The sequence below is a fragment of the Bacillus sp. AFS055030 genome (assembly GCF_002574545.1).
In the GTDB taxonomy this organism is placed as follows: Bacteria; Bacillota; Bacilli; order Bacillales; family Bacillaceae_G; genus Gottfriedia.
This window is the reverse complement of the sequence record NZ_NUGT01000029.1, coordinates 1-22,346: the sequence shown is the minus strand read 5'-3', so window position 1 is coordinate 22,346 and position 22,346 is coordinate 1. Positions and strand designations below refer to the sequence as shown.

Here is a 22,346-nt window from a genome sequence, read left to right as displayed (position 1 = left end):
TACATTAATTCAATTTTCAGTTCATAGAATAATATAAGAAGAGGACAGGAGGAGAGTGTGATGAAGGCGAGTGATTATAGAGCGTTAGAATATGCTATTGACGAAATAACAGAGATTGCGAGAGGATTTGGGCTAGACTTTTACCCAATGCGCTATGAAATCTGTCCTGCAGATATCATTTATACATTTGGCGCATACGGTATGCCTACAAGATTCTCCCACTGGAGCTTTGGAAAACAATTTTATAAAATGAAGCTTCATTATGATTTAGGGTTAAGCAAAATTTATGAATTGGTAATCAACTCTGATCCATGTTATGCGTTTTTATTAGATACAAACTCTCTCGTTCAAAATAAATTAATCGTTGCACACGTTTTAGCTCATTGTGACTTCTTTAAAAATAATATTCGTTTCTCAAACACGAAAAGAGATATGGTTGAAAGTATGGCAGCTACTGCTGAACGAATAAAACACTATGAACATATATACGGAAAACAAGAAGTAGAAAATTTCCTAGATGCAGTACTCTCAATTCAAGAGCATATTGACCCATCATTAATGCGGCCAAAACTGGCTTATGATTTAGAAACTGATTTCCCAATAAAAGAGAAAAAAAGAGTTACACCTTATGATGACTTATGGAATATGGATCAAAGTAAAGAAAAGAAAAATGACGCCAACCTGATCCCAATTAAACGAAAACAATTCCCACCTCAACCCGAAAAAGATATCCTATTATTTATCGAAGAATACTCAAGAGAACTAGAAGAATGGCAACGTGATATCCTGACTATGTTACGAGAGGAAATGCTTTACTTCTGGCCACAACTTGAAACGAAAATTATGAATGAAGGCTGGGCAAGTTATTGGCACATAAGAATAATGCGAGAACTAAATCTCGATTCAAATGAAGCAATCGAATACGCAAAGCTTAATGCAGGAGTAGTTCAGCCATCAAAAACAAGCATTAACCCGTATTATTTAGGACTAAGAATGTTTGAAGATATTGAAGAACGATATAATAACCCAAGCAAAGAGATGAGAGAGTTAGGTGTTAAACCTGGCAGCGGAAGAGAAAAAATGTTTGAAGTACGAGAGTTAGAGTCTGATAGTTCATTTATACGAAACTACTTAACGAAGGATCTTGTCATGCGTGAAGATATGTATTTATTCCAGCGACAAGGTAAGGAATATAAAGTTACTGATAAGGCATGGGAAAATGTACGAGATCAACTTGTAGTTAGTCGAGTAAATGGTGGATTCCCTTATATTGTAGTTCAAGAAGGGGATTATTTAAAAAATGGGGAGCTTTATTTGAAGCATTCCTATGAACATATGGAACTTGATGTGAAGTATGTTGAAAAGGTTATGCCGTATATTCATCAGTTGTGGGGTAGAGGGGTTCATTTGGAGACGAATATTGAGAATAAGTCTGTTTTGTTTAGTTATGATGGGAAGAATATTCATCGGAAGTATATTTAATACCATCTCTTTAGAGGTGGTATTTTTTCACCAAATACAAAGCTATAGTCATGCTTGATTTGTATGTAGTGCCTCCATAAAACGTTCAGCACTTTTAGAAAGTTGGCGATCCTTTGCCAGATAAATGTAGGGTCCGATTGGATGGGAAAAAAGAAAAGGTTGCGGAAGCAACCTTTTCTTTTTGATTGTTTAATTAAAGGATAGGACATAAAACTTAGATATTCCAGCCTTTTTCAAAAGCATAAAATTCTAGTATTTTTTTGTATTTTTCACCATATTTCTCTACAAGTTCTGTCTGAAAATCTTTTTCAATATGTTGCATGATTAGATCATGGTAAAAAGCAGTTTTTAACATTCCAACTACTGATGGATGGTCAGTCTCTAAGGCAGTGAGTCTTGTTGAATTTCCAAATCCACCGATTAAAGCTTTTTTTGAATCGCATAAGATGGAAAAATTTCTTAAATTAGAAATGCTCCAATCGTCACTTCGAATATGGACAAAAATGTTCTTAAGCGATGTTTGACATTCTCCAATTGTAATAAGTATCACGTTGACACCTCTATTTTCAGCATCAAGTAGGTCTTCTTCAACCCAATGTAAATCCTCTGACCATATGTCTATTACAATGAAATCTTTTGCGTTGGCAATTATTCGACGAATAGTTGTACTAAGTTGCTTATCTCCTTGCCAATTATAAAAAGAAGGTGCAATTATAGGGGGAGACTTTAGTTGGTTTACTAATACTTTTGTTACTTGTTCAAATTCTGTTTGTAAATGTTTCGTTAATTGTTCTATGGGGACAGCATCGTATTTAGCTGGATCTCCTTCTATGCATCGACAAGCACCTTTGTCCGTTAATGATCTCAAAGCAGAATAAACATTAGTACGTGAAACTGACACTCTTTTAGCTACTTCATAACCCGATATTCCAGGCTCTTCATGTAATGCCAAATAGCAACGTGCTTCAAGGTCAGATAATCCTATTTTTTTTAAAAGTTCGACCATATGTACCTCCTTTTACAATTATTATATTTATCTTTTTGTTGTTAATTGTAGATGAGTATATATAAATACTACTAGATTGAACAAAATAATCAAGCTATACAGCAATTCATAATTTTTAAATTTTTAATCTGTTTATGAATGATACATGATTGAATAGATATGATTAAGTTATAGTGGTACCAAAAAATACTTCTATTTTAAAATTAATATTGATAATATTCTGAAAAATAACTATAATAATTTAACAAGAGTAGTATCGTGTAATACTACTTATTTTGTTGAAGTGGTTTTTAATTTGTTTTACAAACTAAGAAATAGGAGGCGAGATGTAAGTTCAATAAGTTAAACATTAGTTATCCAAAAAAATGGAGGCGTTTACATGTCAGTTGATAATCGGATTGAAAAAACAAAAAAGATACGATTGACTTATGGTGAGGATCAATGGCAATATGGAGAATTACGTATCCCTGATGGACCAGGACCACATCCAGTAGTTGTTGTTATTCATGGAGGATTTTGGAAATCGATATTTGGGGCAGATTTAATGGATGCCGTTGCAGAAGACCTTACAAAATGTGGACTAGCAACTTGGAATATTGAATATAGAAGGGTAGGCAACATTGGAGGTGCATATCCTGGCACATTAAATGATGTTGCCAATGCTACAGACTTTTTAGTAACAATAGCGGAAGAATATTCTTTAGATTTAAAAAAAGTGGTTGCAATGGGTCACTCTGCTGGAGGACAGCTTGCTTTTTGGTTAGCGGGCCGTAATCATCTACATGAAGATAGTATATTAAAAACGTCCAGTGACCCTCTATTACTTAAAGGAGTAGTCAGTTTAGGTGGCATAATTGACTTAGAACTTATGAATAACTTGATCAATTACAAACAACAAATGGTAAAAAATATGAAAATTGATAACCCAGTAACTGACTTTGTAGGTGGTACGCCAAATGAAGTACCTGAAAGATATGCTGAAGTTTCACCAGTTCAATTGCTTCCTTTAAATATTCCCCAAATATTGATTCATGGTGATTTAGATGTAAATGTTCCAGTAAAATTAAGTGCCCTATATAAAGAACTTGCCGAAAAAGCAGGTGATCAAGTTAAGATGATTACGTTTCCTAATGTAGAACACTTTGAAATTATTGATCCAGATTCAAAAGTATGGGACAGCATTGTTAATGAGGTTAGGAATTTATTGAAAGATTAAAAAAAATAAAAGCCAATAAAGGAAGGGAAGTAAAAATATATGTCAAATGCAGTAAGGAAAGTATGGGGATATCGATACGTTATTTTGTTTATCGTTTGGCTACTATATATAATCAATTACTTTGACCGTGTGGCTGTGTTAACTTTCTTACCATTTATACAAAAAGATATGAACTTAACGCCAGTACAAGTTGGACAAATCGCTTCCGCCTTCTTTTTCGCGTATGCGGTTGGACAAGTTACTTCTGGATTTTTAGCAGATAAATTCGGACCAAAAAAGGTCATGAATGTTGCCATAATTGTTTTTACATTAGTAAGTGTAGTGACTGGATTTGTCAAAAATTTTACCCAGTTTATTGCTTTACGAATAGGTTTAGGGCTAGGAGAAGCACATCATTTTCCCCCTTCGGCTAAAGCAATTAGTAATTGGTTCCCATATTCAGATCGCGGTAAAGCCCTTTCAATTTTTAATACTTCCAATTATGTTGGCTTAGCACTTGTACCTATTATCTTAACTAATCTCTCTGCTTCTTTATTTGACGGTCAGTGGAGACCGGTATTTTTTACACTAGCTATTCCTGGTGTAATTGGTATATTACTACTTTGGTTGTTCTTTAAAGATACACCAGAAGAAATGTATAAAAAAGGCAGAATAAGTAAAAGTGAATTAGATTTTATTAATCAGAATAAAGGGGCAACTCTACAAGTAACTACGAAGGAAAAAGTTAACCACAAGATTTACTTGAAAGATCGTACCTTCTATGTGATTTGCCTGATGATGTTTTGTCAGATCGGTATTCTTTGGGGATTCACAACGTGGCTTAGCACTTTTTTAGTCCAACAACACAACTTTAATATTAAGGAAATGGGGTTTGTCTCATCATTACCTCCAATAATTAGTATCATCAGTATTTTAATGGGAGGTTGGTTGATGGATAAATTTAATAAAATGAAACCAATTGCTCTGATTGCTTATATTGGATGTATCCCTGTGCTTTGGATGCTCGGATCAGTTAATAAGGGAAATACACCTATGCTATTAATTTTGCTATTGGCGTCAGGATTTTTTGTAGCATTTAACTCTGGTTCTTTAACAGCTGCGCTTCAAAAAAGATACCCTAGTGGAGTGGTCGGTAGTGTAACGGGAATAGTTAATGGTTGTGGTCAGTTGGGGGCATTTGTAACCCCGTTAGTAGCCGGTTATCTAATAACAGTTCGTACAGGTGGAAGTTTTGATTTCACTAAAGTATTTATATTTTTCTCAGTACTTGCAGCGATAGCAGCAGTTAGTGCTCTATTCCTAAAAGAAAAACCAGTTCAAACCAGTGAAATAGTTAAAAACGCTGTAAATAATCAGATTGTATGAAATAAATCTTAGTTTAACAAATGGCTAAAGTAGAGGTGAAATAGCCTATTATGCAATTAATTAATAAAGGAATTGAAAAAATGAAAGGATATGGCATTTATCAAGTAACAATTCCACTACCTTTTTGGAATGATAATGTTCATTGTTACTTAGCCTGTAGAGAAGGAAAGTGGACAATAATCGATACGGCAATGAATCGCAATGAAACTCGCTTGGCCTGGGAAGCTGCGTTTAATAAATACAGTATTGAACCACTTCGAGATGTTGAGCGTATCTTGATAACCCATCATCACCCTGATCATTTTGAATATGCAAGAGAATTACAACAGCAGACTGGAGCGAATGTTTTTCTAAGTGAGAAAGAACAAGCAATCGCACAGAATAATCTAGATGTGGAATCACTTTCAAGATTTTATTTATCAGCAGGCGTGCCACAGGAACTAGTAAAGCAATTACAACCTGTGAACACATCAGCTAATAGATTTCCGAAGAACGTGTGTACCATAGAAACAAATAGGCTTTATCCAATTGGTGAGCTTCTTTTTGAAGCTATACCAATGCCTGGTCATTCGGATGGGCACATCTGTTTTTATAATAGTGAAGAACAGATTCTTCTGTCAGGAGATCATTTGACTAGAGAAACTATACCTTATATCTCATATCATGGCTACGGAAATCAAAATCCATTAAGTATCTATCTTGAGACATTAAAATCAATGCAATTAATGGGAATTTCATTAGTTCTACCAGGACATGGTCCCATTTTTATGGATGCACAAGAGCGAATTAACGAACTACTAAATCATTATGAAGATCGAATTGGTTTTGTACTCGAGCAGATTACAGGAGAGATGAGTGCGTACCAAGTATCAAATAGTTTATTTCCAATAGCTTCAAGTGTACTAGATAAGTGGATTGCACTCGGAGAGACTAATGCCTATTTAAGTTATTTAGTTGCAAAAGGTGAAATAAGTGAGTATAAAGATGGGCTTCAAAATAAATACGTAAGAAAGTAAATTATTTATGGATACTCTATATTTCTCTTAAATAAAGAAGAACATTTTAAGTTCTTTGAGAAAAACAAGGTTGGGCAAGTTATTGGCATATCCGTATCATGCGCGAACTAAACCTAGACTCAAACGAAGCAATCGAATACGCAAAACTAAACGCAGGTGTTGTACAGCCATCAAAAACAAGCATTAACCCGTAATATTTAGACTAAGAATGTTTGAAGATATTGAAGAGCGATATAATAATCCAAGCAAAGAAATGAGAGAGTTAGGTGTTAAACCTGGCAGCGGTCGAGAAAAAATGTTTGAAGTACGAGAGTTAGAGTCTGATAGTTCATTTATACGAAACTACTTAACAAAAGATCTTGTCATGCGTGAAGATATGTATTTATTCCAGCGACAAGGTAAGTAATATAAAGTTACGGATAAAGCGTGGGAAAATGTACGAGATCATTTGTTAGTAGGGTTAACGGTGGATTCCCTTATATTGTTGTTCAAGAAGGCGATTATTTAAAAAATGGGGAGCTTTATTTGAAGCATTCCTATGAACATATGGAACTTGATGTGAAGTATGTTGAGAAGGTAATGCCTTATATTCATCAATTGTGGGGTAGGGGAGTTCATTTAGAGACGAATATTGAGAATGTACTGACCCCATAAAGTTAGACTGGTAATTTTAATTAGGCAGCCTGTTGGGCATGAACTCGGTATTTTATCGGGCTCATGCCTTTTAATTTAGCCTTAATTCGTTTGTTGTTATAGTAATCTATATATTTAGCTAGTTCTTGTTTAAAGTGTGCGATGCTTTTAAATTCCTTAAGATAGAGTAGTTCAGATTTCATGATACTAAAGAAACTTTCTATTACTGCGTTATCGTAACAGTTTCCTTTTCGAGACATACTCTGTGTGATGCCATGCTCAATAAGGGCACTACGATACCGTTTCATTTGATAGTGCCACCCTTGATCTGAATGAATAAGCTATGTATCAGAAACTTTTAATCGTTCAAAAGACTGTTCTAACATAGTTGAAACAAGTGAATAGGTCGGTCTTGAACCGATTGTATAAGTAATTATTTCACCATTATATAAGTCCAACATAGGTGACAAATATAGCTTTTCTCCAAATAATTTAAATTCGGTTATGTCTGTAACCCATTTCTCATTTGGCTTAGATGCTTGAAAATTTCGATTTAAAATATTAGGAGCTGTTTTACCCACTTTGCCTTTGTAAGAGCGATATTTCTTTACCTTCACTAGTGATTTTATTCCCATTATTTTCATGAGACGTTGAACTTTTTTATGATTTACTGTATATCCTCGATTTGTAAGCTCATCTCGTATTTTACGATAGCCATAAATACCTTCGTGTTCATCGTAAATAGCTTTTATTAACACTTTTAGCTCTGCATCTGGATCTGGACGATCTAAATTTTTCACCCAATAATAATACGTACTACGTGGGATGTCTGCGAGTTGTAGAAGGGACTTTACCGAAAATTCATGCCTTAATTCGTAAACGTTCATTCTCAGCTCTTAAAGCTTCAATTGATCCTTTATCTACTTCCTTATTACTACTAGTGTTTGAATTATTTTTAGACAATGGTGGACGCCCCTTCTTCTTTAATTCAAGGGCATCTGTACCGATTATTTCTAACTGCCTTTTCCACTGAAAAAGAGTAGAAGGAGTAGGAATGTTAAAAATTGCAGCTGTTTCTCTGATCGATGTTCCTTGTTCGTTCATATAGTTAAGTACATCTAGTTTAAACTGCAAATCGTATGAAGTATATCTTTTTTGAAAACCTTGTTCACCATGATACTGAAATTTTTGTAACCATGTTTGAAAAACAGAATGGTGAACTCCGATAGAATTTGAAATCTCTGTTTGAGATTCATTCCCTTCCAAGTAACGTTTTACGGCAAATATTTTCTCATCAATAGTAAATTTTGTCATAAAAAATGCACCTCCAAAAGTTAGACTATGTCTAACTTTTGGGGTGCACTTCTATATCACGTGTTTTTTTCTTAAATAGATAAACTGACACCATTCGGTTTAGGCAATTTTTTTACGTCGTTTAAATACAAGATAGTGTCTTTTTTGTATTAAAATTTTTTCACATGTAATCGGTTCTTTTTTCAACTTATTTTTTTCTATCTCATTTAGGTAAGGTACGAGAATTAGAATCTGACAGCTCATTCATCCGAAACTATTTAACGAAAGAGCTTGTTATGCGTGAAGATATGTATCTATTCCAGCGACAAGGTAAGAAATATAAAGATACCGATAAGGCATGGGAAAATGTAAGAGATCAACTTGTTGTTAGTCGAGTAAATGGAGGTATCCCATATATCGTTGTTCAAGAGGGCGATTATTTAAAAAACGGTGAGCTTTATTTGAAACATTCCTATGAACATATGGAACTTGATGTGAAGTATGTTGAGAAGGTAATGCCTTATATTCATCAATTGTGGGGTAGAGGGGGCTATTACCTTTACTTAACTAATAGTTAATTATCGTTAATTATTATGTATTTTACATTAATGAAAAGAAAAAATAGAATGAAATAAATACTAATAATTTCAATTTACAGAATTTTCGGTCTTCTAATCAAACAGGTTGATTAATATTTTGGGTATTTAATTATTTACTTTTATAAGATTTTTAATTTGGAAGTAGACTTGATGATTCTCAATAGGCCATATGAGAACTGTATTTTATATTGCGCCTACTGATTTTCAATAATATGAAAAATAATTTTTAAAGAAAGGAAGGAGAAACACATGCGTGAAGTAGTAATTGTCGAAGCGGTAAGAACACCAATAGGGAAACATAAAGGGGCTTTAAGTGCTACTCATCCTCAAGAGTTAGCCGCACATACATTAAAGGAGCTTATTAAAAGAACTGGAATTTCTCCAAAGCTTGTCGAAGATGTGATTTTTGGTGTCGGAATGCAAGTTGGGCAACAATCATTTGACCTTGCTAGAGTAGCTGCGTTAATCGCAGATTTTCCAATTGAAGTACCTGGAGTTGTGGTAGAACGTCAATGTGGATCAGGTCAACAAGCAATCCATTTTGCAGCACAGGCAATATTAAGTGGTGATATGGATGTTGTTATTGCTGGCGGTGTTGAAAGTATGACACATGTTTTACCAATGGCGATTTCAGATCATAGTCAGGAGTACTTTAAAAGATATGAGGTCATTCATCAGGGTGTATCAGCTGAACGTGTTGCCGATAAATGGGGCATTAGTCGTACACAATTAGATGAATTTTCTATAGAAAGCCACAGAAAAGCAGTTTATGCACAAAAAGAAGGCCGCTTTGAAAGAGAGATCGCTCCTATCGAAGTTACGCTTCCAGATGGTACAACAGCAATTGTTTCCGTTGATGAAGGACCAAGAGGGGATACTAGTTTAGAAAAATTAGCAAAGCTTAAACCTGTTTTCCAAGAAAATGGAAAAATTCATGCCGGAAATTCTAGTCAAATAAGTGATGGGGCGGCTGCTGTATTAATTATGTCCCGTGATAAAGCTGAAGAATTAGAATTAAAACCTCGCGCTCGTATTATTTCACGGAGTGTTGTTGGTTCTGATCCAACATTAATGTTGACAGGTCCAATTGCAGCATCTAAAAAAGCTTTGGAAAAAGCAGGACTTACTCTCGAAGATATGGATTTATATGAAGTGAATGAAGCATTTGCTCCTGTTCCATTGGTGTGGGCACAAGAACTTGGTGCTGATTTGAACAAGCTAAATGTAAACGGTGGGGCGGTTGCTCTTGGACATCCAATTGGCGGTACAGGTGCTCGTATCATGACTACCTTACTTCATGAACTTGAACGTTCATGTGGAAGATATGGCTTAATGTCGATTTGTGAAGGTCACGGACAAGCTAATGCAACAATTATTGAGAGATTATAAATTTTTACAAAATTTAATAATTAAGGAGTGTTGAAAATGGAATTGAAAAATAGTGTAGTAGTTGTTACAGGTGGAGCTTCAGGACTTGGAGAAGCGACAGTAAGAAATACAGTAGCAAATGGTGGAAAGGCTCTTATTATTGACCTAAACGATGATAAAGCAACCAATTTAGTTGAAGAACTTGGATCAGATAATGTGCTTTATGTAAAAACAAATGTAGCAAATGAATCAGATGTTCAATCTGCATTAGATCAAGCGGTTGAAAAATTCGGTAAGATTACTGCAGCTATCAATTGTGCTGGAATTGGAATTGGGGAAAAAACTGTTGGAAAAAATGGTCCTCATTCACTTGAGCAATTTAAAAAAGTTATTAATGTAAACTTAGTCGGTTCATTTAATGTGATTCGATTGGCAGCTGAAAAGATGGCTCAAAACGAGCCAAATGAAAGCGGAGAAAGAGGAGTAATCGTCAACACTGCTTCTGTTGCAGCATTTGAAGGACAAATTGGTCAAGCTGCCTACAGTGCTTCTAAAGGCGGCGTTGTAGGCATGACACTTCCAATCGCTCGTGACCTGGCAAGCTACGGGGTTCGCGTTCTAACGATTGCACCGGGCATTTTCAAAACTCCAATCCTTGATGGTGCTCCTGAAGAACTATTAAATTCTCTTGGTGCAATGGTTCCATTCCCTAAACGTTTAGGGCGTCCAAGTGAATTCGCTCATCTTGTCCAAACTATCATCGAAAATCCAATGTTAAACGGTGAAGTCATTCGTATAGACGGTGCGATTCGCATGCAGCCAAAATAATAGAATAAGAGTTTTCTTGCAATTTTTTATCAAAATCTTTTAGAGGTGATACTAATGGCACTCATTAAAGTTGAAAAGCAAGACAGCATAGCGATTGTAATGATTGACAACCCACCTATGAACACATTGAGTGAAGCAGTTATTCAAGAATTAGGGGAACAATTCGCAAACCTAAATAATGATCTTGAGGTATTGGCAATTATTGTTACAGGTGCTGGGGAAAAGGCATTTATGGCAGGAGGAGACATAAAAGGGTTCCCTGAAAAAATTGGAAATCCTAATTTAATCCCAAGTTTTTCAAAGACACATGAGGTATTAAATAGCATTGATTTCTCTCCAAAACCTACGATTGCCGTATTAAATGGTTATACACTTGGCGGTGGATGTGAACTTGCACTAACTTGTGACATCCGTATATCAGAAGAGCAGGCATTAATTGGAGTACCTGAATCAACGCTTGGATTATTCCCTGGTGGAGGAGGGACACAGCGCTTACCACGACTTATTGGTGAAGCCAAAGCAAAGGAGTTAATGTTTACAGGTGAACATATTACCGCAGAAGAGGCTTTGCGAATCGGTTTAGTAAATAGAGTTGTCCCAAGGGGTGAAGGATTACAAGCTGGTCTTCAGCTAGCAAAGAAAATATGCAAAAACTCACCTACTGCAGTGAGAAATATAAAAAGGGCGGTAGATGAAGGCATTGAATTACCGTTTAATAAGGCTCTCGAAAAAGAGGCAGAATTGTTTCAAGAACTTTTCCTGACAGAGGACGTTAGAGAAGGTGTACAAGCATTTTTGGAAAAAAGGCGCCCTCAGTTCCAAGGGAAATAATATGAATCTACAGGTTATTGCATTGTAAGTTATATTCAAGAAAAATTAAAAGTTAGGCGGTGGTTCGCATTATTAGCAAAGATATGATAATTGCTTAATGTTGGTTAATTCATCGTCTGATTTTTTCGAAAACTCAGTTTTCAAATTGAAAAGTATTTGTCATAATTCCTACAATTATTTTCCGAATGTCTACTAATAAAATAGTGGACTATCTAGGAATTAAGAACTATTAATAACAACGCAATATTCTTTTGTTGAATTATAAAAATTAAAAAGAGGTTATTAAGGAAAATCACTGGGTAACTTAGTTAAGTGATCAGGTCTATTTCTGCTAAGCACCAGAAAATGAAATACAGTAGATTCATACAAAAAAAGCATGATTTGGAAATATCTGAGAAGAAGCAATTGAATGCAAATCATATACAAAAGAGGGGTAAGATAGATGGCAAAAACATTGACGGGAAAAACTAATATTACTCATAAAAGTTATTTGAAAGAAGAACACCATATATTCAGAAAAGCATTTGCAAAATTTTTAGAAAAGGAAGCAGCTCCTTTCATAGAAAAATGGGAAGAAGATCGATCAGTACCTTTAACATTTTTGAAAAAAATGGGGGAACAAGGATATTTATGCCCTTGGGTAAGTGAAGAATACGGAGGATTAAATGCAGATTTTGGTTATTCAGTCGTAATCAATGAAGAGTTAAATAAATTAGGGTTAGGTGCTGGTGGTGCTTCTGGCCTACATAGTGATATTGTTATGCCATACATTGAAAGCTATGGCACGGAAGAGCAGAAAAAACGTTGGTTACCTGGGGCCGTTTCAGGAGAAATTATATCAGGAGTTGCTATGACAGAACCAGGTACGGGGTCTGATTTAGCTTCAATTAAGACAACTGCTGTAAGGAAAGGGGACTATTTTGTCATAAACGGTGAGAAAACGTTTATTTCAAATGGTATTGTAGGGAATCTGTTTGTTGTTGCATGTAAAACAGATCCACATGCAGTTCCAGGCTATAAGGGAATTAGTTTAATAGTCGTTGAGGAAGGTACTCCAGGCTTTAAGAGAGGAAAGAAATTGAAAAAGATAGGATTGCATTCACAGGATACAGCCGAGCTTATATTTGAAGATGCGATTGTCCCAGTCGAAAATCTACTAGGAGATGAGAATAAAGGGTTTTATTATTTAATGTCTAAGCTTCAACAGGAACGACTATTAGTGTCGATTTCAGCTATTATTGGTGCTGAAAGAATGTTAGAAATTACATTAGACTATGTTAAAGAGCGTAAAGCATTTGGAAAATCAATCAGTTCCTTCCAAAACACACAATTTAAACTTGCTGAGCTTGCAACAGAGATCCAAATTGGACGTACGTTTTTGGATAATGTAATTGAGAAGCACATCGCTAAAGAGAATATTATTACTGAAATGTCCATGGCAAAATGGTGGACAACAGCATTGGCAAAGAAAACAGCCTCAGAATGTATGCAGCTTCACGGGGGCTATGGATATATGGAAGAGTACGAGATTGCTAGATGGTACAGAGATGTAGCAGTACTATCGATCTTTGCAGGTACTAACGAGATTATGAAAGGAATTATTGCTAACAACTTAGGATTAAATTAGTAAAGTATAAGAGGTTCAAATTGAAACTACAATTGAATGCATTAGTCTTGAACAAAACGGCTCAGTATTGGAGAACATTTAAATTACTCACTGCAACTTGTAGCTATGGCCCAAGATTATTTAGACACTCCCCTTTACAAGTTCAAAGGAAAGGGTGAATTTTTAGTCAAACTAATTCCGAAATTTGAGTACTATTAAATTCTGAAATATTACGATAGAAGATTGATAGAAAACAAGTTATGAGGATGGAGAGAAGTATATGACATTGCTTAAAGGATTAAAGATTTTGGATTTTTCTACTTTGCTTCCTGGTCCATATGCAACTATGATGCTAGCAGACCTTGGAGCTGAAGTTTTACGTGTGGAATCAGCTACAAGGCCCGATCTGTTGCGAGATGGGGTCCCACGAGATGGAAAAGATTCTGTAAATCATGGTTATATCAATCGTTCTAAAAAATCGATTACATTAGATCTAAAGAAAGCGGATGCAATTGAAATTATTAAAAAATTAGTTTTAGAATATGACATCGTATTAGAACAATTTCGTCCAGGTGTAATGGAACGATTAGGGCTAGGTTATGACACTTTAAAAGAAGTTAACCCAAAATTAATTTACTGCTCTATAACAGGTTATGGGCAAACTGGTCCGTACCGTAATCGCCCCGGACATGATAATAATTATTTGTCTATTTCCGGCATAGCAAGTTATTCAGGTCGTCAAAAAGGAGGACCTGCACCTACGGGAATTCAAATTGCGGATGTAGCTGGCGGCTCCTTGCATGGGATTATTGGAATCTTATCTGCTGTTATCTATAGAGGACGTACGGGTGAAGGTCAATGGATTGATATCAGTATGACGGATTGTAGTTTTGCCTTGAATGCTACTGTTGCAGCTGGTTATTTGATGGGGGGAATTAATCCTGAGCTTGAGAAGACGATGTTAAATGGTGGTACCTTCTATGACTATTATGAAACAAAAGATGGCCGGTATTTTTCTGTAGGAAGCATTGAGCCAAAATTCCGTAAGCTTTTATGCGAAGGAATTGGACGCACAGACTTACTTGAACTTAGCTTTAGCGAGAAGCCGGATGATATTCATGCCTTTAAGAAGGAAGTACAGACTGCTTTCCTTGAGAAAACATTTACTCAGTGGCAAACGATCTTCGGTAAAATCGAGGCTTGCGTGGAACCGGTCCTTACGTTTGCCGAGGCCTGTGAGCATCCGCAAATTGCGGGTCGCGGAATGATTGTAGAAGTTCCTAAGTCAAATAGGGGCTATCAAAAACAAATTGCCTGCCCGATTAAGTCAACTGTCTTTAAACCCGAGTATAAACATATCGGAGTCGAACTGGGTGAGAATAACAAAGAAATATTAATACCTCTTGAACAACTACAGAAATAACCTCAAAACAAATGAATCATCCTATTTTAATATAAGATCATAAAATATTTCGTCAAACGTCAATGATTAAAAAAAGTTCTAAGCAAAAAAAACTTGTTTTTTTGGAAGAGAATGGTGAAAGTAGATTTTTGTGGCCGCGGAGAAATGAATACGCTTTCACTAGAATGCCATTCTGGTTTGAAAACAAATGTGTGAAGCTATGGTATTTTGAATAACACCATTATATAGCGTTTAAGTTAAAACAATCATTCAATAAAAGAGTAGTGTTTGTGTACTAATGAATGGGAGATGTTAGCATGAATAAAGAGTTAGATGCCAATACGATATTAGTAGGTGGAATGGACGAATTGAACTGGGAGGCAATTAGAAAATATTTGCAAAAACATATAGATGGGATCCCGGATCAACCATTGACAGTTAGGCAGTTTCAGGCAGGAGCATCCAATCTCACCTACTTGATTCAATGCGGAGACTGGGAGGCGGTTATGCGCCGGCCTCCTTCTGGTCCGCTTCCACCAAAAGCCCATGACATGGGGAGAGAGTCGAAAATTATGTCCCGACTCTATCCGTTTTTTTCGTATGTACCTAAACCATATGTAATTTGTGAAGACGAAAGTATCATCGGGGTACCATTTTATGTGATGGAACGAAAGAACGGGTTGGTTCTGGATAAGGAATTCCCAAAGGGGAAAAGCTTTTCTGATGATGACTGCAAACAGGTGTCTTATTTGGCGGTAGATACTCTGGCGGAACTGCACTCGGTCGATATTAAAGAATCGAAGTTAGATGAATTTGGCCGTCCAGAAAGATTCGTGGAAAGGCAAATACATAGCTGGATTAAACGTTTCCAACTTTGCAAAACGGAAGAAATCTCACCATTTGACCAGATTTCCAAATGGTTGATCGAGAATATTCCTCCCTCAAGTGATGCTGTTCTTATTCATAACGACTACAAATTAAACAACATGCTGATTTCGAATGATCTTCAAAGAGTAGAAGCAGTGGTTGATTGGGAATTGGCAGCGATTGCGGATCCTTTATTTGATTTAGGAACAACACTTGGATATTGGATTCAACATGATGATCCGGAGTTAATCAAGCTGGGGATACCAAGTATTACAGCCCATTCAAGTTTTATTAGTCGAAGAGAGTTTGTCGAACGTTATGCAAAGAAAACAAAGCGTGATGTCTCAAATATCCACTTCTATTTAACCTTTTCTTATTTCAGGATAGCGATTGCTATGCAACAAATGTATTATCGGTGGAAAATAGGAGCCACTAAAGACGAGAGATTCGCCACCTTCAATCATACAGTTAAAGTTTTTATGGAGCATGCAAATGAACATTCACAGCAAAAAAGCGATTTTAGCTTGTAGTAACTAAACACTTTTTTAGTTTGAAATGTACGTGTACATAAATAGGAAAGTTCTACTTTGAACAACTTGTTCTATATACAAAAGATGAAAGAAAGGAAGGGGGATTTTGAAATGGTCGAAATAAATGAAAAAACAAGATTGTTAAGGGAAAAATTGCTTACTTTCATGGAAGAAGTTGTGTATCCGAATGAGAGGATTTATGAAGAACAACTAAATGAGGGCATCACCCGTTGGAAAACGGTCCCTATTATGGAAGAAATGAAATCAAAAGCAAAAAAGGCGGGTTTGTGGAATCTCTTCTTGCCGGATAGTGAACACGGTGCTGGATTAACGAACCTCGAGTACGCTCCATTATGTGAAGTTATGGGGCGCTCTGTCATAGCTCCAGAAGTCTTTAATTGCAGCGCTCCTGATACAGGGAATATGGAACTGCTTCATCGTTATGGCAACGAGGAGCAAAAAAAACAATGGTTACTTCCGTTGTTGAATGGCGAGATTCGATCGGCTTTTGCTATGACTGAACCAGATGTAGCCTCTTCAGATGCTACGAATATTGCTACACGGATAGAGAGAGATGGAGACGATTATGTAATTAATGGTAAAAAATGGTTTATTTCCGGTGCGATGAATCCAGCTTGCAAAGTTATGATTGTTATGGGGAAAAGCAATCCAAATGCAGATAAGTATAATCAACAATCGATGATTCTTGTCCCTATGGATACTCCAGGTGTAAAGATTCAACGTAGTCTTCCTGTTTTTGGTTACGATGATGCTCCATACGGACATGCTATCGTGGAATTCAACAATGCACGTATACCTGCATCTAATTTAATTCTCGGTGAGGGTCGAGGGTTTGAAATTGCCCAAGGTCGCCTTGGCCCAGGGCGAATTCACCACTGCATGAGGCTTATTGGACAGGCGGAGCGTGGACTTGAACTAATGTGTAAACGGTCTATCGACCGTATTGCTTTCGGAAAGCAACTAGTTCAACAAGGTACTCTTCGTCAGTGGATTGCTGAATCTAGGATGGAAATAGATCAGGCTCGTTTGCTTACATTGACTGCCGCACATAAGATGGATACGGTTGGTAACAAAGAGGCGAAGCTTGAAATTGCCATGATCAAAGTGGTTGGCCCGAAGGTAGCGACAAAGATACTAGATCGAGCTATTCATGTTCACGGAGCAGGCGGATTTAGCGATGTTTTCCCGCTTGCACAACTTTGGCAAGCTGCACGAATTGTTCGCATGGCAGACGGACCAGACGAAGTGCACGCAGAAACAGTGACGAAACTGGAATTAAAAAAATTTCAAAAGTAGGCTTTTCAACAGATTTAGAAGTTTAAGAGTAAGCAAAGAACTTTAAACGAAGGAGAATTGAAGATGAGTCATTATGATTTTAGTGGACAAACTGTACTGATAACAGGAGGTAGCCGTGGACTTGGTGCACAAATGGCGTTTGATTTTGCAAGAAACGGCGCAAACATTGTCATTTCTGGGAGAAATAAGGAAAAAGCAGAAGAAACCGCGCATGAGATAAGTAAGCTGGGAGTAAAAGTATTGCCCATACCGGGTGATGTTGCACAATTAGATGATATTGACCTCTTGTTTGATGCAACAGTGAAAGAATTCGGCAGACTTGATGTCTCTATTCAAAATGCAGGCATCAATTTTACCAAATCTTCGATAGAAGTAACGGAAGAAGAATTTGACGATATTTATGATGTGAATGTAAAGGGCCTTTTTTTCTGCTGTACAAAAGCTGCCAAAATAATGATTCCCCAGAACAAAGGGAAAATCATCAACCTGTCCTCAACTGGTGGTGTGAAGCCCTATAAGCGGATTGTTCCTTATGCTGGTAGTAAGGCAGCTGTTATTCATATGACACGGGGATTGGCATCAGAGTGGGCCCGTTATAATCTGAATGTGAACTCGATTGCACCAGGTTTGATTGCGACAGACATTAATGAAGGTGAACGAAAAAACTCCATTTGGCTGGAGAAAATGCTGAAGACCATTCCCCTAAGAAGAATGGGGGAACCGAGCGATATTTCTAATATATCCCTATACTTGGCATCAAATCTTTCCGATTATGTGACGGGACAAACGTTTTTTATTGAAGGAGGTGTTTTAACGGAATAATTGACTTGGGAAGTGCTTGTTCTATGGGAATAAATTAATGATATTCCTGTGTATTGAAGATGAAAAGTGCACATTTGTACCATTCCTAAAAGAAAGGTAGATGAAAAATGGATATTGGGAATCTACATGAACGCTTACCACTGTATGCAAAAAACAAACCAAACGAAATAGCTGTTGTATACGGGGAAACAACGCGGACATTTTTGGAACTATCTGAAAGAGTAAATGCGCTAGCCAATTCACTTATTGAGGCGGGGGTAAAAAAAGGTTCTCACGTTGTATTGTACATGAGAAACCGATTAGAAATGCTGGAAGTTTTTTATGCACTATCAACGGCTGGTGCGGTTGCAGTACCTATCAATTACATGATTGAAGGGAATGATTTACGCACATTAGTGAATAGTTCGGATGCTACTCATGCCATTGTAGAGGTGGAAAAGCTAGAAGCTTTTGAAACGATATTAGATGTTCTTCACACTATTAACTCAAGTTCAACGATTATCGTCGGTGGAACCCCTCCAAATACAACTTACCTGGATTACGAGGATTTAATTAATCGCGGATCAATTGAGCCTCCTAATATTGAAGTGAATGGGACAGACGTTGCGGCAATGATTTATTCATCTGGGACTACGTCTTTACCAAAAGGTATTTTGTTTACACATGAAAAAATAATTTACCGGACATTAATTGGGGCAAATGAATGGAAAATAAATCATGGTGATACTGTATTAATTTCTGTTCCAATGTACCATAGTGTTGGGCATTTATTTTCATTTTTTTTAGGATTATGTGAATCAAAGCTTGTCATTGCTAGAGATTTTGATCCGAAACATACATTATCGTTGATTCAGGAAGAAAAGGTAACGTTTTCGTTTTTTGTACCTACACAATATATCATGATGTTGCAGGTTCCAGATTTTGAAAAATTTGATCTATCTTCTTTGCGGATGTTACTTTCTGCAGCGGCACCGCTTGCTGAATCTGTTAAAAAGCGAATTGTAGAGAAGTTCCAGACGAATTTATCGGAATTTTTCGGATGTTCAGAAACAAGTGCTTTTATTATTCTTCGTCCTGATGATGTTATTTGTAAAACAAGCAGTGTTGGACAGCAGTGTGCCTTTTATCAAGTTCGGCTTGTTGATGATGAAGGAATAGATGTAGGTGTGGGGCAAGAAGGAGAGTTTGTCGTTCGAGGTGCCGGATTATTTAGTGAGTATTATAAATTGCCGGAAGAAATGGAAAAATCATTTTTACCAGGCGGTTGGTTCAAAACTGGGGATATGGCCAAAGTGGATGATGAGGGATTTTACTACTTGTTGGATCGCAAAAAAGATATGATTATTAGCGGTGGAGTAAATATTTATCCGAAAGATATTGAAGAAGTTCTTTTTACACATCCATCCGTTCTGGACGCAGCAGTTATCGGCATTGAGGATGAGAAGTGGGGGGAAGCAGTAAAAGCATTTATCGTACTAAAGCCAGAATCAGAAATTGACGAAAAGCAATTGATAGATTATTGCAATGAAAGACTAGCAAAATATCAGAACATTAAAGTGCTTGAAGTGGTTCCTTCACTTCCGAGAAACCCTTCTGGGAAAATATTAAAAAGAGAACTGCGGATGAAAGGGCTTAAGACTAACAATCAAACTATCTTCTGAATACTTTTTTCTAATTACATTATCTATAACTAAGGAGTTATTTTGAGTGTTCCATTATCTGGAAATTGTTAAGGGTGAACCGTTAGTGTTGATACATGGATTAAGAAGTATAAAAGAAATGTGGAGAAATCAATTTTTCCTTTCAGAATCTTATTGGTGGATTATACGATAAATTTTTGCCGGTAATATTGGCTAGACAGATACACCTCATGACATTAGGCAAAGCAAAATTAGTCATTTTTGATAAATGTGGACATGCACCAGTTATAGAATGCAAGGAAAAGTAAAATGAACTATTACTAGAATTTTTAAATAAGCAGAGTTTAGTCCATAATTGAGTAATCTGATGAATATAAGTAAATAAGCCTCACTGGTACCAGTGAGGCTTATTTACTTATATTCAAATTTAGCTGTAGCTGTTTGTTTTACCCTAAAAGTTTGAAATGGATTGTCTTGTCTTAACGTCGGTAGCGAGACATTCAGTTTATTTGCTACTTTAGACAATGAACCTGTTTTCATAACTTCAACAACTTACTCTAGTTATTAATAGAAGCTCATGGAAGTCCAGTTTTAACTATAAGTTAACTATTCTTAACTAAGGTCTAATTTAAGTTACAACTTACTTGTTCTATACTAAATAAGGGATAATACATTAATCTTTCCAAATACTCCCTATAGATAAAATGCATCAAATTATGAGGTGAAAGAAAGTGAAAGCTTGGTTATTTGAAAACGTTGGAGAAAAAATGAAGTTGGTTGACTTGCCTAATCCGAAAGCTAAACCCGGGTGGGTTGTCATCAATGTTGAGGCTGCTGGAATGTGTCATTCTGACGTAGGAATAGTGGATGGTACAATGGCTTATGCTGTTGACCATAGACCCATCGTGCTTGGTCACGAAGTTGCTGGCACTATCGCAGAAATCGGAGAAGGCGTCGTCGGATTTAAAGTTGGCGATCGAGTTGGTGTTGCTCTAAGGCAAGGGCACGATGAGGATGATGTCGGATTAGGTACTGGGACTGCAAAAGGGCCCCGCGGCGGCAGCGCGCCTGGTCTGCATGTAGATGGAGGTTATGCAGAACAAACGGTTGTTCGTGCATCTCGTCTAATTCCGTTGCCCGACAGTGTACCATTCGAGATGGGAGCCATTGCTACCGACGCTATTACTACCGCCTATAGTGCAGTTATGACAGCTGGTAAAGTAAAGGCTGATGATGTTGTCGGTATAATTGGACTCGGAGGTCTAGGGATGAACGGGCTTCGTACTGCTGCCTTTGCTGGTGCGACGGTATATGGTGTAGATGTTAATGAAGGGCAGTTTCAGGAAGCCATTAAAAATGGCGCAGCGGGTTGTTTTAAAGATGTTTCAGAACTAACTGCCATGAAACCATCAGTAATTATTGATTTTGCCGGATTCGGTACCACAACAGCTGATGCTATTAAAGCCGTTGCGAAACACGGACGGGTCGTTCAAGTTGGGCTTGGAAAAATCGAGTCAACAATTAGTACGAATGTACTTGTTACGAAACAAATTCAGTTAGTTGGATCGTCAGGCGGGACACAAGAAGATCTTAAAAGAGTTTACGATTTGATCGTTAAAGGTGTGTATAAGCCAGAGCTTACTGAAGTTCCTTTTAGCGAATTAGACGAAGTATTAGAACAATTCGCGCAAGGAAATACGCGAGGTCGTATTTTTACCAGACCAAACAAATAAATCCTAAACCTATAAGTACTATCCATAATAACGAACACATGGTTAGCACTATAGGATTGTTTAAAAAAGAATCATTAAAGAGTATTGAAAAACTAATAGAATTTCCGACCTGTATAGAGATAATCCATACAGGTTTTTTATTTTTGGGAATTCTTACTAATGGATTAAAAGAAATATAGTCAAAATAAATTAAGAGTCTGGTAGAGGAATTAACGGTCAAATCTTCAATGTGAAGGAATGTTTTAAGTATTAAAAGTTAGTAATTACAAGCATAACGAAATCATTCTAACGTTTAGGTATAAGAGTTAGATTAATTTCGGTACTTTCGAAAAGAACTAGTTGAATATGGATTTAGTTTTAATTGAAAGTTAATAGATGTTGATTATCATGTATTTTACTCCAAAAGTAAAAAAAAATAAAATGGAGTAAATATGATTTGTTTTTACATTTTTTTTAACTTCAGTTTAATAAATCAATTAGAAGATTTAAAAAACAGTGGATATCTTAAATCATATAAAAAGGTGTAATAATTAAATAACCTTATTCCTAAATACTATATAGCAAAGATTATTTAATTATTTTGTTTTTATTCTATAAAATTTTTATGAATTTAATATATTTAAGCATCAATGTTATATGACATGCCACCTTTTTTAGGTGGTTTCAGACTGTAGACAAACTCGATGAAATTTGAGTTTGTCTACAGTTACAAATGCTGACTCTTGTTAATTCTCATTTTCAAACTCCCCATAAGTAACTTTAATTTTGGTAAGAAGGAATTAAATGTAGATC

Annotated in this window: 15 protein-coding genes and 3 pseudogenes; 16 read left to right on the top strand and 2 right to left on the bottom strand. The window is 36.3% G+C overall.

Going from position 1 to position 22,346, the window contains the following annotated elements; all coding sequences use genetic code 11:
- Positions 1–60 precede the first annotated feature (60 nt).
- Positions 61–1,482, top strand: coding sequence for a SpoVR family protein (locus CN925_RS12540; RefSeq protein WP_098846559.1), 1,422 nt, complete (start codon positions 61–63; stop codon positions 1,480–1,482).
- Between the two features lie 214 nt (positions 1,483–1,696).
- Here CN925_RS12540 and CN925_RS12535 read toward each other — a convergent pair whose 3' ends face one another.
- Positions 1,697–2,488 (bottom strand): TrmB family transcriptional regulator, encoded by a 792-nt coding sequence (locus CN925_RS12535; RefSeq protein WP_098846558.1) that lies wholly within the window; start codon positions 2,486–2,488, stop codon positions 1,697–1,699.
- A 379-nt stretch (positions 2,489–2,867) separates the two neighbouring features.
- On the opposite strand from CN925_RS12535, the gene CN925_RS12530 reads away from it, so the two are divergent.
- The 4 genes and pseudogenes from CN925_RS12530 to CN925_RS12515 form a co-directional block, all read left to right on the top strand.
- A complete protein-coding gene (locus tag CN925_RS12530) occupies positions 2,868–3,704 on the top strand; it encodes an alpha/beta hydrolase family protein (protein ID WP_098846557.1) in 837 nt (278 codons plus the stop codon).
- Positions 3,705–3,743: 39 nt separating this feature from the next.
- Positions 3,744–5,069 (top strand): MFS transporter, encoded by a 1,326-nt coding sequence (locus CN925_RS12525; protein ID WP_098846556.1) that lies wholly within the window; start codon positions 3,744–3,746, stop codon positions 5,067–5,069.
- A 50-nt stretch (positions 5,070–5,119) separates the two neighbouring features.
- Positions 5,120–6,085, top strand: coding sequence for an MBL fold metallo-hydrolase (locus tag CN925_RS12520; RefSeq protein ID WP_098846555.1), 966 nt, complete (start codon positions 5,120–5,122; stop codon positions 6,083–6,085).
- 65 nt (positions 6,086–6,150) lie between these two features.
- Positions 6,151–6,739: pseudogene (locus CN925_RS12515) on the top strand (SpoVR family protein); the annotation flags it as partial.
- Positions 6,740–6,759: 20 nt separating this feature from the next.
- On the opposite strand, the pseudogene CN925_RS12510 reads toward CN925_RS12515, so the two are convergent.
- Positions 6,760–8,032 (bottom strand): annotated as a pseudogene (locus CN925_RS12510) (IS3 family transposase).
- Positions 8,033–8,244: 212 nt separating this feature from the next.
- On the opposite strand from CN925_RS12510, the pseudogene CN925_RS12505 reads away from it, so the two are divergent.
- The 11 genes and pseudogenes from CN925_RS12505 to CN925_RS12455 form a co-directional block, all read left to right on the top strand.
- Positions 8,245–8,556, top strand: a pseudogene (locus CN925_RS12505) (SpoVR family protein); the annotation flags it as partial.
- 303 nt (positions 8,557–8,859) lie between these two features.
- On the top strand, positions 8,860–9,999 hold the full coding sequence (locus tag CN925_RS12500) for a thiolase family protein (RefSeq protein WP_098846553.1): 1,140 nt from the start codon (positions 8,860–8,862) through the stop codon (positions 9,997–9,999).
- A gap of 36 nt (positions 10,000–10,035) precedes the next feature.
- The gene (locus CN925_RS12495) at positions 10,036–10,806 is read left to right on the top strand and encodes a 3-hydroxyacyl-CoA dehydrogenase (RefSeq protein WP_098846552.1); all 771 of its coding nucleotides are present in this window, start codon (positions 10,036–10,038) and stop codon (positions 10,804–10,806) included.
- 54 nt (positions 10,807–10,860) lie between these two features.
- Positions 10,861–11,637 (top strand): enoyl-CoA hydratase/isomerase family protein, encoded by a 777-nt coding sequence (locus CN925_RS12490; protein WP_180232947.1) that lies wholly within the window; start codon positions 10,861–10,863, stop codon positions 11,635–11,637.
- 442 nt (positions 11,638–12,079) lie between these two features.
- Positions 12,080–13,264: an acyl-CoA dehydrogenase family protein gene (locus CN925_RS12485; protein WP_098846551.1), complete on the top strand. Its 1,185-nt coding sequence runs from the start codon at positions 12,080–12,082 to the stop codon at positions 13,262–13,264.
- A 259-nt stretch (positions 13,265–13,523) separates the two neighbouring features.
- Positions 13,524–14,666, top strand: a complete 1,143-nt coding sequence (locus CN925_RS12480; RefSeq protein WP_098846550.1) for a CaiB/BaiF CoA transferase family protein — start codon at positions 13,524–13,526, stop codon at positions 14,664–14,666.
- 296 nt (positions 14,667–14,962) lie between these two features.
- Positions 14,963–16,042, top strand: a complete 1,080-nt coding sequence (locus CN925_RS12475) for a phosphotransferase family protein (RefSeq protein ID WP_286138337.1) — start codon at positions 14,963–14,965, stop codon at positions 16,040–16,042.
- Positions 16,043–16,153: 111 nt separating this feature from the next.
- Positions 16,154–17,359, top strand: coding sequence for an acyl-CoA dehydrogenase family protein (locus CN925_RS12470; RefSeq protein WP_098846548.1), 1,206 nt, complete (start codon positions 16,154–16,156; stop codon positions 17,357–17,359).
- A 63-nt stretch (positions 17,360–17,422) separates the two neighbouring features.
- Positions 17,423–18,181: an SDR family NAD(P)-dependent oxidoreductase gene (locus CN925_RS12465; protein ID WP_098846547.1), complete on the top strand. Its 759-nt coding sequence runs from the start codon at positions 17,423–17,425 to the stop codon at positions 18,179–18,181.
- 107 nt (positions 18,182–18,288) lie between these two features.
- Positions 18,289–19,842, top strand: coding sequence for a class I adenylate-forming enzyme family protein (locus tag CN925_RS12460; RefSeq protein ID WP_098846546.1), 1,554 nt, complete (start codon positions 18,289–18,291; stop codon positions 19,840–19,842).
- A gap of 710 nt (positions 19,843–20,552) precedes the next feature.
- Positions 20,553–21,554 (top strand): zinc-binding dehydrogenase, encoded by a 1,002-nt coding sequence (locus CN925_RS12455; protein ID WP_218937231.1) that lies wholly within the window; start codon positions 20,553–20,555, stop codon positions 21,552–21,554.
- Positions 21,555–22,346: the final 792 nt, after the last annotated feature.

Coding starts and splice junctions, on each gene's coding strand:
- CN925_RS12535 (WP_098846558.1), bottom strand. CDS start 2,488: ATGGTCGAACTTTTAAAAAAAATAGGATTATCTGACCTTGAAGCACGT.
- CN925_RS12470 (WP_098846548.1), top strand. CDS start 16,154: ATGGTCGAAATAAATGAAAAAACAAGATTGTTAAGGGAAAAATTGCTT.
- CN925_RS12475 (WP_286138337.1), top strand. CDS start 14,963: ATGAATAAAGAGTTAGATGCCAATACGATATTAGTAGGTGGAATGGAC.
- CN925_RS12495 (WP_098846552.1), top strand. CDS start 10,036: ATGGAATTGAAAAATAGTGTAGTAGTTGTTACAGGTGGAGCTTCAGGA.
- CN925_RS12530 (WP_098846557.1), top strand. CDS start 2,868: ATGTCAGTTGATAATCGGATTGAAAAAACAAAAAAGATACGATTGACT.
- CN925_RS12520 (WP_098846555.1), top strand. CDS start 5,120: ATGCAATTAATTAATAAAGGAATTGAAAAAATGAAAGGATATGGCATT.
- CN925_RS12500 (WP_098846553.1), top strand. CDS start 8,860: ATGCGTGAAGTAGTAATTGTCGAAGCGGTAAGAACACCAATAGGGAAA.
- CN925_RS12540 (WP_098846559.1), top strand. CDS start 61: ATGAAGGCGAGTGATTATAGAGCGTTAGAATATGCTATTGACGAAATA.
- CN925_RS12480 (WP_098846550.1), top strand. CDS start 13,524: ATGACATTGCTTAAAGGATTAAAGATTTTGGATTTTTCTACTTTGCTT.
- CN925_RS12485 (WP_098846551.1), top strand. CDS start 12,080: ATGGCAAAAACATTGACGGGAAAAACTAATATTACTCATAAAAGTTAT.
- CN925_RS12465 (WP_098846547.1), top strand. CDS start 17,423: ATGAGTCATTATGATTTTAGTGGACAAACTGTACTGATAACAGGAGGT.
- CN925_RS12525 (WP_098846556.1), top strand. CDS start 3,744: ATGTCAAATGCAGTAAGGAAAGTATGGGGATATCGATACGTTATTTTG.
- CN925_RS12460 (WP_098846546.1), top strand. CDS start 18,289: ATGGATATTGGGAATCTACATGAACGCTTACCACTGTATGCAAAAAAC.
- CN925_RS12490 (WP_180232947.1), top strand. CDS start 10,861: ATGGCACTCATTAAAGTTGAAAAGCAAGACAGCATAGCGATTGTAATG.